This window comes from Klebsiella sp. CD33, assembly GCF_051992865.1.
GTDB lineage: Bacteria > Pseudomonadota > Gammaproteobacteria > Enterobacterales > Enterobacteriaceae > Klebsiella > Klebsiella pneumoniae.
In genome coordinates, this window is record NZ_CP197023.1 from 1,580,115 (window position 1) to 1,595,641 (window position 15,527).

Below are 15,527 nucleotides of genomic sequence, written 5' to 3' on the forward strand. Positions count from 1 at the left end.
TCCTCGGGGCGCCGGTCGTCCAACCTGTTGTACTCTTCTGAAAAAATTCTGTGCGTTAAGTCGCAATTTTCTGCTGCGAACGGTCCAGTATACGGGAAAACGATTGCCCCGCGATGTCGCTCACACTTTACCGCCCGGACAATCGCAACACTGATTCCAGTATTCAGGATTGGAGTCCAGTATGTTGGAATCAACGAAAGTCCCGGCGCTGACCCGCGCGATTGAGATCCTCAATTTAATTGGCCGCATCGGCCCCTGCAGCGCGGCGACGATAATAGCGGAGCTGGGGATCCCGAAAAGCACGGTGTATCTGCTGCTGGGCGAGCTGAAAAAGCAGCGCTTCATCAGTATGGATAATCAGGATAACTACTGCCTGTGGACCAAGCTGGTGGAGCTGGCCGGGCAGGCGCTGAGCAAAATGGACCTGCGCGAGCTGGCGCGGCCGCGCCTCACCCGGCTGATGGATGAGTGTGGCCTGCTTTGTCATCTGGGCATTATCGATCAGGGTAACGCCTACTACATTCTGAAAATTGAGTCTCCCGCCACCATCAGCGTGCGCTCGCATGAGGGTAAGAGCCTGTCGCTTTACCGCTCCGGGATCGGCAAATGTTTGCTGGCCTGGCAGCCCGCCAGCGTTCAGGCGTCGATTATCGAAGACCTGCAGTGGGAGCGGGCCACGCCAACGACCATCACCGATGCTCAGCAGCTGCGGGAGGAGCTGGGGCGGATCCGCGCCCGGGGCTGGAGCTTTGATAATGGCGAGGACTATCCGGATGTGCGCTGCGTGGCTGCCCCAGTATTTAACGCCAATAACGACCTGACCGCCGCCATCTCGGTGGTGGGTACCCGTCTGCAAATCAATGAAGACAATCGCGATTACCTGGCTGGTAAGGCGATTGCCTGCGCGAAAGATATTTCACGTCTGCTGGGGTGGAAAAGCCCCTTCGAACAACTCGCCTCATCATAAGGAGAACATCATGACCCTACCGAAAATTAAACACGTCCGCGCCTGGTTCATCGGCGGCGCCACAGCAGAGCAGGGCGCCGGCGGCGGCGATTACCATGACCAGGGGGCTAACCACTGGATTGACGATCATATCGCTACCCCGATGAGCAAATATAAACAGTATGAGCAGTCCCGGCAGTCGTTTGGTATCAATGTGCTGGGGACGCTGATTGTGGAAGTGGAAGCCGACAACGGACAGACCGGCTTTGCGGTGTCGACGGCCGGGGAGATGGGCTGCTTTATCGTCGAAAAACATCTCAACCGCTTTATCGAAGGCAAATGCGTCAGCGATATCAAACTGATCCATGACCAGATGCTTAACGCCACCCTTTACTACGCGGGATCCGGCGGCCTGGTGATGAATACCATCTCCTGTGTCGACCTGGCGCTGTGGGACCTGTTCGGGAAAGTGGTTGGCCTGCCGGTCTACAAACTGTTGGGTGGGGCGGTGCGCGACGAAATCCAGTTCTATGCCACCGGCGCACGTCCGGACCTGGCGCAGGAGATGGGCTTTATCGGCGGCAAAATGCCTACCCACTGGGGGCCGCACGATGGCGACGCCGGGATCCGCAAAGACGTCGCCATGGTGGCGGATATGCGCGAAAAATGCGGCCCGGATTTCTGGTTAATGCTGGACTGCTGGATGAGCCAGGACGTTAACTATGCCACCAAACTTGCCCATGCCTGCGCCCCTTATAACCTCAAGTGGATCGAAGAGTGCCTGCCGCCGCAGCAGTATGAAGGCTATCGCGAGCTGAAGCGCCAGGCGCCGGCCGGGATGATGGTGACCAGCGGCGAGCACCACGGCACGCTGCAGTCCTTCCGCACCCTGTCGGAAACCGGCATCGATATTATGCAGCCCGACGTCGGCTGGTGCGGCGGCTTAACCACTCTGGTGGAGATCGCGGCCATCGCCAAAGCGCGCGGGCAGCTGGTAGTGCCCCACGGCTCGTCGGTTTACTCACATCATGCGGTGATCACCTTCACCAACACGCCGTTCAGCGAGTTTCTGATGACCAGTCCGGACTGCGCCACGCTGCGCCCGCAGTTCGACCCGATCCTGCTCGGCGAGCCGGTGCCGGAGAGGGGGCGCATTCATAAATCGGTCCTGGATAAACCCGGCTTTGGCGTCGAGCTCAATCGCGACTGCAACCTGAAGCGTCCTTATCAACACTGATTGCGTCGGGCCGCCCGGCGGCCCGCGCCTGAGGATATTATGATGAGCAACACTCTGCTGGAGAGCGTGGTGAAGAAAAACCGCGCCCGCTTAATCCCCTTTATGCTGGCGCTGTACGTGCTGGCGTTTCTTGACCGTTCTAATATCGGTTTCGCCAAAGAGACCTACCAGCTGGATACCGGACTCAGCAATGAGGCCTACGCGCTGGGGGCCGGTATCTTCTTTGTGGTCTATGCCTTCCTCGGGGTGCCAGCCAATCTGCTGATGCGCAAATTTGGCGCCAGGCGATGGATCGGCTGCACCACGCTGCTGTGGGGCGTGCTGTCGGCGGCGATGGCGTGGGCGGATACGGAAGCGAAATTCCTGCTGGTACGTACCCTGCTGGGCGCGGCGGAGGCGGGCTTCTTTCCCGGAATGATCTACCTCACTTCACAGTGGTTTCCCCAGCAAAACCGCGCCAGCATTATGGGGCTGTTTTATATGGGCGCGCCGCTGGCCCTGACGCTGGGATCGCCTTTATCCGGTGCGCTGCTGGAGATGCATGGATTTATGGGCCATCCCGGCTGGTTCTGGATGTTTGTCATTGAAGGCCTGCTCGCCGTCGCCGCGGGAGCGTTCACCTTCTTCTGGCTGGACGATTCGCCGCAGCATGCCCGCTTCCTGAGCGCAGCGGAGAAACAGGCGCTGATAAGCGAGCTGGCGCGCGAGGAGGAGAAAAAGATTGCCTCGCGCCTGTCCGATGCGCTGCGTAACGGGCGGGTCTGGCAGCTGGCGCTGATTTATCTGACCATTCAGGTGGCGGTCTATGGTCTGATTTTCTTCCTGCCCACCCAGGTTGCTGCGCTGCTGGGCACCAAAGTCGGCTTTGTTGCCTCGGTGGTGACGGCCATCCCGTGGGTGGCGGCGCTGTTTGGCACCTGGCTTATCCCTCGCTACTCCGATCGCACCGGCGAGCGACGCAATATTGCCGCCCTGACGCTGCTGGCGGCGGCGGTCGGGATTGCGGTGTCCGGACTGGTGGCGCCGGTGCTGGCTATCATCGCGCTGTGCGTGGCGGCGGTCGGGGTGATCGCCGTGCAGCCGGTCTTCTGGACGATGCCGACGCAGCTGCTGTCCGGCACGGCGCTGGCCGCAGGGATTGGCTTTGTTAACCTGTTTGGCGCCATCGGTGGTTTTCTGGCGCCGATCGTGCGCGTGCAGGCCGAAACGTTGTTCGCCAGCAGCGCCGCCGGACTGTTAACCCTGGCCGGCGTCGCCATTGTCGGGGTGGTCATTATCTTTTCATTGAGCCTTACCCGCGCGGTACCCCAGCGCGGCAGCGTACAGCATTGAATAAAGGAATCGCTATGAACGCACTGTTATCTAACCCCTTCAAACGGGGATTATTACGCGGTGAGACGCAAATCGGCCTGTGGCTGAGCTCCACCTCATCCTACATGGCGGAGATCGCTGCGACGTCGGGATACGACTGGCTGCTGATCGACGGCGAGCATGCCCCGAACACCATTCAGGACCTTTATCATCAGCTGCAGGCGATTGCCCCCTATGCCAGCCAGCCGGTCATTCGCCCGGTCGAGGGCAACCGCAGCCTGATAAAACAGGTGCTGGATATTGGCGCCAGAACCTTGCTGGTGCCGATGGTCGATACCGCCGAGCAGGCGCGGGAGGTGGTCTCAGCGACCCGTTATCCCCCCATCGGGAGCCGCGGCGTTGGCGCCGGCGTGGCGAGAGCGGCGCGCTGGGGAAGGGTGGAGAATTATATGGCGGAGGCGAATGACGAACTCTGTCTGCTGATTCAGGTCGAGAGCCGAACCGCGCTGGAGAACCTGGACGCTATTCTCGAGGTGGACGGCATTGACGGGGTGTTTATCGGTCCGGCGGATCTCTCCGCCTCGCTGGGCTACCCGGACGATGCCGGTCACCCTGACGTGCAGCGGGTGATCGAGCAGAGCATCCGGCGCATTCGCGCGGCGGGGAAAGCGGCCGGATTTCTGGCGGTCGACCCGGCGATGGCGGAAAAATGTCTTGCCTGGGGGGCCAACTTTGTCGCCGTCGGGGTGGATACCATGCTGTATACCCAGGCGCTGGACCGCCGGCTGGCGATGTTTAAATCTGCCAACGCCCAGCCGCAAGAGAAAACGAGCTATTGACGGCGGAGGCTGGCGCTGGGCTCAGACGAGCGCCTGCGCCAGCACCGTCAGCGGATGCTCGCAGCGTTTGCTGGTGGACATCTCAATCTGCCATTTGCAGGTCTCGCAGTCGGTGACGACGAGGTCGGCCCCGCTCTCCTCAATCTGACGGAACAGCGGGGCGCCGATAGCCTGGGATACCGCGTAATTCTCAGTTTTAAACCCGTAGGTGCCTGCGATGCCGCAGCACTGTGAATCCAGCACCTCCAGCTGCAGGCCGGGGATCAGCCGCAGCAGCTCGAGGGTATACAGCGACCAGCCCATCTTTTCCATATGACACGGGGTGTGATAGACCACCTTCAGCGGCAGCGGGCGCAGCGGTAGCGTCCTGCCGGCAGCCAGCTGTTTCCAGATCCAGCGGGTGGCAAGCTCGACCCGATCGCGAAGATCGCTGTTATCGACATCGAGGAGATGGGGGTATTCATCACGTAGCGTAAAGGCGCAGGTCGAGGAGGTGGCAATGATCGGTAGCGTGTTTTCCCGCATCGCGGCGACGTTGCTCTGCGCCTGCTTACGCGCCTTGTCGAAAAAACCGTTGGCGATGAGCGGTACGCCGCAGCATTTTTCTTTTGATAACAACTGCACCCCGGTACCCAGCGCGTTGACGACGCGAATCAGATCTTTACCCAACTGTGGATGGTTATAGTTGACGTAGCAGCCATGAAAGAAAGCCACCTGTTCGCTGTACTGCTTCTGACGGGCGGCGAGCTGGCGGTAAGCGCGGCGGAAGGTGCCGAAACCATATTTCGGCAGCGTACGCCGGTGATCGATGTTGAGCGTCGCGTCGAGCAGACGGCGCACCGGTTTTAAGCCGGTGGCGGCGTTGACCAGGGGGGCAAAGGGGGTGGAAAGGGTACCCATCAGGTCGGTATGGCTGAGGATGGCGTCGCGCAGGGTCGGCTTTTGCTGGCCGTACTGTGCCCGGGCGCGTTGAATGATATCGCCAATTTTCACATCCGACGGGCAGGCGACCTCGCAGCGCTTGCAGTTAATGCAGTACTTCAGCGCCTCGTCGTACAGCGCGCCATCCTTCAGACGCAGGCGTTCGCCGTCCGGCCCCGCTTGTTTCGGGCCGGGATAGCGCGGATTGACCCGACTTACCGGGCAGGTGGTGGTACAGACCGTGCACTTAATGCAGCTTTCAAAACGGGTATCGTTCATGGCCGGCCTCCGGCAAGGGCGTGGATCTGTCTGGCGGCGTGCAGCGCGGTAACGGCGCAGACGCCGCCGCCACAGCCGAGCTGAATGGCATCGAACCCGCCGAGCAATGAGCCGATGGCGAACAGATTATGGAACGGCTGCCCGCCCAGCAGGGGGCGCAGCAGGGCATCGGTTTTCACGCCGAAGCGCTGCCACGGTTGTGAGGCGAAGAAATCGCGCTGGTACCAGCTTTCCCGTGGCAGGGTCTGGTGAAGGTCGAGGCCGAGGATCGGCTCGCGCACGCTATCGCGAGTGGCGACAAGACCGTTGCTGAAAAAGCTGCCGCTGGCCAGCACGGTAAAGCGCGGACGCAGCGCAATATCGCCGTGATTGCGCGTCCAGACCGCCTCGACGGCGTTCTGTCGATGGCTGATTTTCACCACCTCATCGCCTGCGAGCCAGGCGCCGCCCTCGCGAATGAACTGGCGTTGCAGCTTAGAATGCAAACGCATCCCGGGAACCGAAGGCGGCAGCGTCGGCAGCAGACGCAGCGGGCAGGGTAGACGCGCCTGCAGCCAGGGGTACAGGCGATCGTCGGCGAGGCCAAAACAGGCGGGCATGATCAGCAGGTCATACTGCTGCGCCAGCGGTAGCAGCGCTGCATGCAGGGCCGGCCACATATTCTCATCATCCAGGACGCGGGCGATATTGGCGGCGCGAAACTCGGTCGGGTTGTCACGCAGCACATCCAGCAGCGGTAACTCGATTTCCACCGCCGCGGCGGTAACTCCGTGTTGACCGAGCGCGGCGGCGGCGAGATGCGGCTGAAAATCAGCAAAGCCGCTGATCCCCACCAGACAGGCGCCCTGCGACGGCAGGGGCGCGACAGGCACCTCAAGGGGCGACAGCCATGCCGGGCGCACCGTCCCCAGCGGCGTTACCCGCCGGTGCGGCCGGCGCGCATCGCCCTGCATCACCGCGCCGCAGGCGGCCAGCAGGGCTTCGGTCTGCGTCGCGTATTCGAGCACCGCCTCTGCGCCGAGCCGGGAATAAGGGTGTTCAGGAAGCTGTTCAGCGAGCTGCTGCAGACCTTGTGCGACGTCAGTGACGTTATCGCCGTTGGGCAGCGCCGAGAGCAGGTCTAACGACGCGGAGGAAAAATGCAGCGCGCTCTGCCCGCGGCTGATGATGACGCTGCGCAGGCCGTGCTGATTCAGGGCCAGCCCGCACAGAAGGCCGGCGAGCCCGCCGCCGATAATCGCGCAATCAAACTTCATCCCGGTGCTCCTGTGGCAATCCGCACAGGCCGAGGTAGACCCAGCGGGTGAATTCGCTTTCGCGCAGCGCATCGCCCCAGGCGATGGGCTGCACGCCCTTCCAGCGTTCATTGAGAAATTCCGAGAGCTGGGTTAACGACTGCGCGGGCGTGGTGACGTTAAAGCGCTGCAGCAGGCCGGCAGCGCGGCAGGCGCAGAGTTCCCCCTGACAGGTACCCATGCCAATCCGGGTGCGGCGGCGCAGGTCGAGCAGGGTGTTGACCGCCAGGTTTTCCACCGCGTATTTCACTTCACCGGCAGTGACGGCTTCACATTCGCAGACCAGGCTACGGTGCTGGCGGCTGTCGCCAAGCCAGGACGGGGTGCGATCGCCGTGACGGTAGACGGCCGAGCCGCGCAGCGGGGTGGGGAGGGAGATTATCTTTTGCAGGGTACTTTCCGTTGGCTCCTGTGAACCGGGCAGCGGGGCTTCGGCCGTGGTACAGGGGGTGGTGTTTCCCAGCTTACGACAGACGGCGTCGGTGGCCCACTCGGCCATCAGGCGATAGGTCATCAGCTTGCCGCCGGTGATGGTAATGAAGCCTTCCATACCGTCACGCTGGGCATGGTCGAGCAGGACGATGCCGCGGCTGACGCTGCGCCCGCTGGGATCGTTATCGCTGGCCACCAGCGGGCGGACGCCGGAGTAGGCGCGGAGGATCCGGGTGCGGCCCATGACCGGCGCCAGCTTTTCCCCTTCGCGGAGCAGGGTATCGACCTCCGCCGCTGTTACCCGGTTATCGTCAATTTCGTCATAAGGAATATGCATTGAGGTAGTGCCGATCAGCGAGATGGTATCGCCGGGCACCAGAATATCGGCGTCGGCCGGCTTACGGCAGCGGTTGATCACCAGGTTGTTAATCCGATGATCGAGGATCAGCAGCGATCCCTTCGCCGGGAACATGGTGATGCGCAGGTCGGCATATTCCGCAATACGCTGCCCCCAGATCCCAGCGGCGTTAACCACCATCCCGGCGTACAGAGTGCGGGCCTGGTGAAGTTGGCGGTCGTATACCTGGACGCCGCAGACGCGATCTCCCCGGCGCAGCAGGCCTGTTACTTCGCAGCCGGTAAGGATCTGCGCGCCGCGTTCGCGGGCGTCGAGCATATTGGCCGCGGTGAGGCGAAACGGGTCGATGGTACCGTCCGGGACCTGCACCGCGCCCAGCAGCGTCGGGTTGACGGCGGGCTCCCGGCGCAGCGCTTCCTGCGGCGAGAGCGGCGTGGCCTCTATGCCAGCCTGCTGACAGGCGTCGATAAAGGTTTGCTGCCATGCCAGGTCATCTTCAGGCAGGGTGATAAACAGCCCGTTGGTCGGTTCAATACAGTGGCGGGCGATGCGGCGCAGAATGCGGTTCTCACTGATGCATTCGCGGGCGGATTCGTTGTCGGTCACCGCGTAGCGGGCGCCGCTGTGCAGCAGTCCATGATTCCGGCCGGTCGCCCCGGTGGCGATATCATGGCGCTCAATGAGCAGCGTTCGTAATCCGCGCCGGGCGCAGTCGCGGGCGATACCGGCGCCGGTTGCTCCGCCGCCGATGATAATGACCTCGCTATCAAGATGTCCCGTCATCTTCAGCTCCTCTGCTTTCGTTTAACACCATTTAGCCACAATTAGTAAGGTTATTGTTTGATTTCGAGCATATTCGCGCGTTATTTGAGCGTGTTATGTGATTTCGTGCTCACATTGGAACGTTTTGTCATATTTCTGTAACAAATTGTGCGATGTTTCACAGTATCAACTCTACGTATTGCCTACCATCGCGACCATATTTGAAGTTGGTGATTAATCTGGGATTTTGTCGTGACGTCAGTAGAAAACAGCAAGGGCCACGGAGGCTGATATGTTAAGTATTTTTAAACCCGCCGCGCATAAAGCGCGTTTGCCAGCAGCGGAGATTGACCCGCTATATCGCCGATTACGCTGGCAGATTTTTATTGGCATCTTTTTTGGTTATGCCGCCTACTATTTGGTTCGTAAGAACTTTGCCCTGGCGATGCCTTATCTTATCGAGCAGGGGTTCTCTCGTGGCGACCTCGGCTTCGCCCTTTCCGGTATCTCCATCGCCTATGGATTTTCGAAATTCATCATGGGATCGGTCTCTGACCGCTCGAATCCGCGCATTTTCCTGCCGGCTGGCTTGATCCTCGCCGCGCTGGTGATGCTGGTGATGGGCTTCGTGCCGTGGGCGACGTCCAGCATCATGATAATGTTCGTGCTGCTGTTCCTCTGCGGCTGGTTCCAGGGAATGGGCTGGCCGCCGTGCGGCCGGACCATGGTGCACTGGTGGTCGCAGAAAGAGCGCGGCGGGATTGTCTCGGTGTGGAACTGCGCGCATAACGTCGGCGGCGGCATTCCGCCGCTGCTGTTCCTGTTAGGGATGGCGTGGTTTAACGACTGGCACGCGGCGCTGTATATGCCGGCCTTCGGCGCCATTCTGCTGGCGATTTTCGCTTTTGCGATGATGCGCGACACCCCGCAGTCCTGCGGTCTGCCGCCGATTGAAGAATATAAAAACGACTACCCGGACGATTACAGCGAAAAGCACGAAGAAGAGCTGACGGCGAAGCAGATCTTTATGCAATACATTCTGCCGAACAAGCTGCTGTGGTACATCGCTATCGCTAACGTCTTCGTTTATCTGCTGCGCTACGGCATTCTCGACTGGTCGCCGACCTACCTGAAAGAAGTTAAACACTTCGCGCTGGATAAATCCTCCTGGGCCTATTTCCTGTACGAGTACGCGGGGATCCCGGGCACGCTGCTGTGCGGTTGGATGTCGGACAAAGTGTTTAAAGGCAACCGCGGCGCCACCGGCGTGTTCTTTATGACCCTGGTGACCATCGCCACTGTCGTTTACTGGCTGAACCCGCCGGGTAATCCGGGCGTCGATATGGCCTGTATGATCATCATTGGCTTCCTGATCTACGGCCCGGTGATGCTGATTGGTCTGCATGCCCTCGAGCTGGCGCCGAAAAAAGCCGCCGGGACCGCCGCGGGCTTCACCGGCCTGTTCGGCTATCTTGGCGGTTCCGTGGCCGCGAGCGCTATCGTCGGCTACACCGTCGATTTCTTCGGCTGGGACGGCGGCTTTATGGTGATGATCGGCGGCAGCGTGCTGGCGGTTATCCTGCTGGTTATCGTGATGCTCGGTGAACGTCGCCATCACCAACAGCTGAAACAAGCCTAAGGAGCGGCGATGAAAATGAAACTTACCGCGCTGATGAGCGGAATGATTCTGTCCAGTTCGGCGCTGTGCTTCAGTGCGACAGCGGCTGATAAAATGGTCATCGCCCACCGCGGCGCCAGCGGGTATCTGCCGGAACATACCCTGCCGGCGAAAGCGATGGCTTACGCTCAGGGGGCGGATTACCTTGAGCAAGACCTGGTGATGACCAAAGACGACCGGCTGGTGGTGTTACACGACCACTATCTCGATCGGGTGACTGACGTTGCGCAGCGTTTCCCGCAGCGGGCGCGTAAAGATGGCCGTTTCTACGCCATCGACTTTACCCTGGACGAGATTAAGTCGCTGAAGTTCACCGAAGGTTTTGAGCCGAAAAATGGTAAGAACGTGCAAACCTATCCCGGGCGATTCCCGATGGGCAAATCCGATTTCCGTATTCATACCTTTGAAGAGGAGATTGAGTTTGTCCAGGGGCTGAACCATTCAACCGGCAAAAACATCGGTATCTACCCGGAAATCAAAGCACCGTGGTTCCACCACCAGGAAGGCAAAGATATTGCCGCCAGCACATTGAAGGTGCTGAAGGAATATGGCTATACCAGCAAGCAGGATAAGGTTTATCTGCAGTGCTTTGACGCCAACGAGCTCAAACGCATTAAAAATGAGCTGGAGCCGAAGATGGGGATGGATCTCAATCTGGTGCAGCTCATCGCCTATACCGACTGGAATGAAACCCAGCAGAAACAGGCCGATGGTAAGTGGGTGAACTACAGCTATGACTGGATGTTCAAGCCAGGGGCGATGGCGCAGATTGCGCAGTACGCGGACGGTATCGGCCCGGATTACCATATGCTGGTAGCGGAAGGCTCGAAGCCGGGGGCGGTGAAGCTGACGGCGATGGTGAAAGAGGCGCACGCCAGCCATCTGCAGGTGCATCCGTACACCGTGCGCGCGGATCAGTTGCCGGAGTACGCGACTAACGTTAATCAGCTCTATGACGTGCTGTATAACCAGGCGGGCGTCGACGGCTTATTTACCGATTTCCCGGATAAAGCGGTGCAGTTCCTGGACGCGAAACAGTAAAAAGCCGGGTGGCGGCTACGCCTTACCCGGCGTACGAACTGCGGTTTTGTTGACACTGTTCTCGGCGTGCAACGATTTCGACCCGGGAATAACGTTTGTTCTATGTTATTTCCTGGAAGATTGCGCTCCCGATATTTCTTCTGCGTTATGCCTTTCATAGCGCAGGGAGCGCACAGGGGGAGGCCAGTCGCCGCCTCCCCCTGTACCCCCGGGCTCCGGCCAGCAAAATCGCCGCTGCGCGGTCCCTTCGACTTATCCCTGCAGGCTTCGGGTCGGGCCGAGGTAGCGTCCATGCAAAACACGGCCCTCAGCCCGCATCCATGCGGGCTGCCCCGGCCTTCCGGGAACGTCTCAGCGATTTTGAGGCCGTCAACACCGGCAGTTTCAGCAGCCCAGGGCGGCAGTGCGTAAACGGCCGGTCCTGGAACAGTAGATCGGGTAAGCGTAGCGCCACCTGACAAGACTACATCTCGATCTCAATATCGCCTTTCGCCCGGCAGCAGCAGGGCAAAATTTCTCCCGGCTGGATAAAGGCCAGCGGCTCGGTCAGCCAGTCAACCTGGCCGGAGACCAGGCGCGTGCGGCAGGAGCCGCAGTAGCCTTCGCGGCACTGATATTCGACGTCGATATTATGCGACTCCAGCGCCGCCAGCAGGGAAGGGTGTTCATCCTGACACTCAAGGCGAGTGTCAGAGATTTTCAGGAAGATCCGCTTCATTACAGCTGGAAGTTACTCAGATCGTCGGCATCGACTTCAGAATCGATCTGGCCGACGAGATAAGAACTGACTTCCACTTCCTGCGGCGCCACCTGAACGTTGTCGGAGACCAGCCAGGTGTTGATCCATGGGATCGGGTTGGAGCGGGTCTGGAACGGCAGATCGAGCCCCACCGCCTGCATGCGGATATTGGTGATGTACTCGACGTACTGGCAGAGAATATCTTTATTCAGGCCGATCATCGAGCCGTCGCGGAACAGGTAGTCCGCCCACTCTTTCTCCTGCTGCGCCGCCAGCACGAACAGGTCATAGCACTCCTGCTTGCACTCTTCGGCGATTTCCGCCATTTCCGGATCGTCGCTGCCGGAGCGCAGCAGGTTCAGCATATGCTGGGTGCCGGTCAGGTGCAGCGCTTCATCGCGGGCGATCAGGCGGATAATTTTGGCGTTGCCTTCCATCAGTTTGCGTTCGGCAAAGGCGAAGGAGCAGGCGAAGCTGACGTAGAAGCGGATCGCTTCCAGGGCATTAACGCTCATCAGGCACAGATAGAGTTTCTTTTTCAGCTCGCGCAGATTCACGGTCACGGTTTTGCCGTTGACGGTGTGGGTGCCTTCGCCCAGCAGATGCCAGTAGCTGGTCATCTCGATCAGCGAATCGTAATAGTGAGAGATGCCTTCCGCACGTTTCTGGATCTGCTCGTTGGTGACGATGTCGTCGAACACGGTCGCCGGGTCGTTGACGATGTTGCGGATGATGTGAGTGTACGAACGCGAGTGAATGGTCTCGGAGAAGGCCCAGGTTTCTACCCAGGTCTCCAGCTCCGGGATGGAGATCAGCGGCAGCAACGCCACATTCGGGCTACGGCCCTGGATGGAGTCGAGCAGCGTCTGGTACTTCAGGTTGCTGATGAAAATATGTTTTTCATGTTCCGGCAGCGCCTGGTAGTCGATGCGATCGCGGGAAACGTCAACCTCTTCCGGGCGCCAGAAGAAGGAGAGCTGCTTTTCAATCAGCTTTTCAAAGATGTCGTATTTTTGCTGATCGTAGCGGGCCACGTTAACCGGCTGGCCAAAAAACATAGGTTCCAGCAGCTGATCGTTTTTCGTCTGTGAAAAAGTGGTGTATGCCATTGAAGTGAGTCCTGTTGAACTGTATTGCCCGGCGGGAATGGGTTGGCCGGGCCTACACAAACGTAGGCCGGGTAAGCGTAGCGTTACCCGGCAAAAATACCTTAGATCTTACAAGCGCCGCTTTCGCAGCCGTCGTCCTGGATGGACGGGGCCAGGTCATCCTGGGCGTCTTCAGCGCCATCACGGGTGTTGTGATAGTACAGCGTTTTGACGCCGAATTTATAGGCGTTGAGCAGGTCTTTGAGCAACTGCTGCATCGGCACTTTTCCGGACGGGAAGCGCGTCGGATCGTAGTTAGTGTTGGCAGAGATCGACTGGTCGATAAACTTCTGCATGATACCCACCAGCTGCAGATAACCGTCGTTGTTCGGCATCTCCCACAGCAGCTCGTAGGCGTTCTGCAGGTTTTCGTAATCCGGCACCACCTGGCGCAGGATACCGTCCTTGGACGCTTTGATACTCACGTGGCCGCGCGGCGGCTCAATGCCGTTGGTGGCGTTGGAGATCTGCGACGAGGTCTCGGACGGCATCAGCGCGGAGAGCGTGGAGTTGCGCAGGCCGTGGGTTTTAATGGATTCGCGCAATGCTTCCCAGTCGTAGTGCAGGGGTTCGCTGACGATGCCGTCCAGATCTTTCTTATAGGTATCGATCGGCAGGATGCCCTGCGCATAGGTGGTTTCGTTGAACCACGGGCAGGCGCCTTGCTCGATAGCCAGCTCGTTAGAGGCCTTCAGCAGATAGTACTGAATCGCTTCGAACGTTTTGTGCGTCAGGTTGTTGGCGCTGCCGTCGGAGTAGCGTTTGCCATGCTTCGCCAGATAGTAAGCGAAGTTGATCACGCCGATACCCAGCGTACGACGCCCCATCGCACCGCGTTTAGCCGCCGGGATGGGGTAATCCTGATAGTCGAGCAGCGCATCCAGAGCACGCACCGCCAGCACCGCCAGCTCTTCCAGCTCGTCGAGGCTGTCGATAGCCCCGAGGTTGAAGGCCGACAGGGTGCACAGCGCGATTTCGCCGTTTTCGTCGTTGACATCTTCCAGCGGTTTGGTCGGCAGGGCGATCTCCAGGCACAGGTTAGACTGACGCACCGGGGCGACTACCGGATCGAACGGGCTGTGGGTGTTACAGTGGTCGACGTTCTGGATATAGATGCGGCCGGTAGAGGCGCGCTCCTGCATCATCAGCGAGAACAGCTCAACGGCTTTAATACGCTGCTTACGAATGCTGTCGTCCTGCTCGTACTGGGTGTACAGGCGCTCAAACTCGTCCTGATCGGCGAAGAAGGCGTCATACAGGCCCGGGACGTCGGAAGGGCTGAACAGGGTAATATCGCCGCCCTTCAGCAGACGGGTGTACATCAGCTTGTTGATCTGTACCCCGTAGTCCATGTGACGAACGCGGTTGGCGTCGGTACCACGGTTGTTTTTCAGCACCAGCAGGCTTTCCACTTCCAGATGCCACATTGGGTAGAAGAGGGTTGCCGCGCCGCCGCGCACGCCGCCCTGCGAGCAGGATTTCACCGCGGTCTGGAAATGCTTGTAGAACGGAATGCAGCCGGTGTGGAAGGCTTCGCCGCCGCGGATCGGGCTGCCCAGCGCGCGAATGCGCCCGGCGTTGATGCCGATGCCGGCGCGCTGGGAAACGTATTTCACAATCGCGCTGGAGGTGGCGTTGATGGAATCCAGGCTGTCGCCGCACTCGATCAGCACGCAGGAGCTGAACTGACGGGTTGGGGTACGCACGCCGGACATGATCGGCGTCGGCAGCGAGATTTTAAAGGTGGACACCGCGTCGTAGAAACGCTTGATATAGTCCAGACGCGTTTCGCGCGGATAGTTCGAGAACAGGCAAGCGGCGACCAGAATATAGAGGAACTGCGCGCTCTCATAAATTTCGCCGGTGACGCGGTTTTGTACCAGATACTTGCCTTCCAGCTGCTTAACGGCTGCGTAGGAGAAGTTCATGTCGCGCCAGTGGTCGAGGAAACCGTCCATCTGCTGGAACTCTTCTTCCGTGTAGTCTTCCAGCAGATGATGATCGTATTTACCTTTCTCGACCATCTTCACCACGTGATCGTAGAGCGCCGGCGGCTCAAACTGACCGAAGGCTTTTTTACGCAAATGGAAAATCGCCAGACGCGCGGCGAGGTACTGGTAATCCGGTGCGTCGCGGGAGATCAGATCCGCAGCGGCTTTAATAATGGTTTCGTGGATGTCCGCGGTTTTGATGCCGTCATAGAACTGGATATGGGAGCGCAGCTCTACCTGGGAAATCGAAACGTTATTCAGTCCTTCTGCCGCCCAATCCAGTACGCGATGGATTTTGTCGAGATTGATGCGCTCGGTGGTCCCGTCGCGCTTTGTCACCAGCAGACTCTGATTCATGTGGATTTTACCTGTCCGTGAAAGAAAATATCCCCCGTTTATCCACAGAAGGCCGTTGTGACTAACTCTGTGGATAAATACTATATGTAGGGGGTTGTCGATAAAAGAAACGCTATATGGTGAGTATTTTAGTAAGGAATCTTTTGAGTACAAGGGTTGATTTTGACGTTAAATTGAGGTTGCGGAAGGGTAA

The 15,527-nt window shown here is 59.3% G+C and carries 12 protein-coding genes; 6 read left to right on the plus strand and 6 right to left on the minus strand.

The genetic code is table 11. The features are described from left to right. Window positions 1-181 precede the first annotated feature (181 nt). Genes ACR809_RS07975 through yfaU form a run of 4 tightly spaced genes read left to right on the plus strand, consistent with a single transcriptional unit; the run spans window position 182 to window position 4,333 of the window. Entirely contained in the window at window positions 182-967 is a 786-nt protein-coding gene (locus tag ACR809_RS07975; RefSeq protein ID WP_002913046.1) for an IclR family transcriptional regulator, read from the plus strand. Between the two features lie 10 nt (window positions 968-977). Next, window positions 978-2,183, plus strand: a complete 1,206-nt coding sequence (gene rhmD, locus ACR809_RS07980) for an L-rhamnonate dehydratase (RefSeq protein WP_004175029.1) — start codon at window positions 978-980, stop codon at window positions 2,181-2,183. Window positions 2,184-2,225: 42 nt separating this feature from the next. After that, the gene (locus tag ACR809_RS07985) at window positions 2,226-3,515 is read left to right on the plus strand and encodes an MFS transporter (RefSeq protein ID WP_002913045.1); all 1,290 of its coding nucleotides are present in this window, start codon (window positions 2,226-2,228) and stop codon (window positions 3,513-3,515) included. 14 nt (window positions 3,516-3,529) lie between these two features. After that, on the plus strand, window positions 3,530-4,333 hold the full coding sequence (yfaU, locus tag ACR809_RS07990) for a 2-keto-3-deoxy-L-rhamnonate aldolase (RefSeq protein WP_040244386.1): 804 nt from the start codon (window positions 3,530-3,532) through the stop codon (window positions 4,331-4,333). A 21-nt stretch (window positions 4,334-4,354) separates the two neighbouring features. Here yfaU and glpC read toward each other — a convergent pair whose 3' ends face one another. From glpC to glpA, 3 genes are read right to left on the minus strand one after another with little or no spacing between them, the layout of a single operon-like run. Beyond that, window positions 4,355-5,533 carry an anaerobic glycerol-3-phosphate dehydrogenase subunit GlpC gene (gene glpC, locus ACR809_RS07995; RefSeq protein ID WP_002913041.1) on the minus strand — a complete coding sequence of 393 codons (1,179 nt, stop codon included), beginning with the start codon at window positions 5,531-5,533 and terminating at the stop codon, window positions 4,355-4,357. After that, window positions 5,530-6,789 carry a glycerol-3-phosphate dehydrogenase subunit GlpB gene (gene glpB / locus ACR809_RS08000; protein ID WP_122051177.1) on the minus strand — a complete coding sequence of 420 codons (1,260 nt, stop codon included), beginning with the start codon at window positions 6,787-6,789 and terminating at the stop codon, window positions 5,530-5,532. The genes glpC and glpB overlap by 4 nt, the downstream gene beginning before the upstream one ends. Continuing rightward, entirely contained in the window at window positions 6,779-8,401 is a 1,623-nt protein-coding gene (gene glpA, locus ACR809_RS08005) for an anaerobic glycerol-3-phosphate dehydrogenase subunit A (RefSeq protein ID WP_122051178.1), read from the minus strand. The genes glpB and glpA overlap by 11 nt, the downstream gene beginning before the upstream one ends. A gap of 271 nt (window positions 8,402-8,672) precedes the next feature. Here glpA and glpT point away from each other — a divergent pair, with 271 nt between their 5' ends. After that, the gene (gene glpT / locus ACR809_RS08010; protein WP_002913019.1) at window positions 8,673-10,019 is read left to right on the plus strand and encodes a glycerol-3-phosphate transporter; all 1,347 of its coding nucleotides are present in this window, start codon (window positions 8,673-8,675) and stop codon (window positions 10,017-10,019) included. Between the two features lie 9 nt (window positions 10,020-10,028). Then, window positions 10,029-11,099: a glycerophosphodiester phosphodiesterase gene (gene glpQ, locus ACR809_RS08015; RefSeq protein WP_009484780.1), complete on the plus strand. Its 1,071-nt coding sequence runs from the start codon at window positions 10,029-10,031 to the stop codon at window positions 11,097-11,099. Between the two features lie 463 nt (window positions 11,100-11,562). On the opposite strand, the gene yfaE is transcribed toward glpQ, so the two are convergent. The 3 genes from yfaE to nrdA form a co-directional block, all read right to left on the minus strand. Next, window positions 11,563-11,817: a class I ribonucleotide reductase maintenance protein YfaE gene (yfaE, locus tag ACR809_RS08020; protein WP_002913017.1), complete on the minus strand. Its 255-nt coding sequence runs from the start codon at window positions 11,815-11,817 to the stop codon at window positions 11,563-11,565. Next, window positions 11,817-12,947, minus strand: coding sequence for a class Ia ribonucleoside-diphosphate reductase subunit beta (nrdB, locus tag ACR809_RS08025; protein ID WP_004140835.1), 1,131 nt, complete (start codon window positions 12,945-12,947; stop codon window positions 11,817-11,819). The genes yfaE and nrdB overlap by 1 nt, the downstream gene beginning before the upstream one ends. Window positions 12,948-13,048: 101 nt before the next feature. After that, a complete protein-coding gene (gene nrdA, locus ACR809_RS08030; protein WP_002913016.1) occupies window positions 13,049-15,334 on the minus strand; it encodes a class 1a ribonucleoside-diphosphate reductase subunit alpha in 2,286 nt (761 codons plus the stop codon). Between the last annotated feature and the right edge of the window lie 193 nt (window positions 15,335-15,527).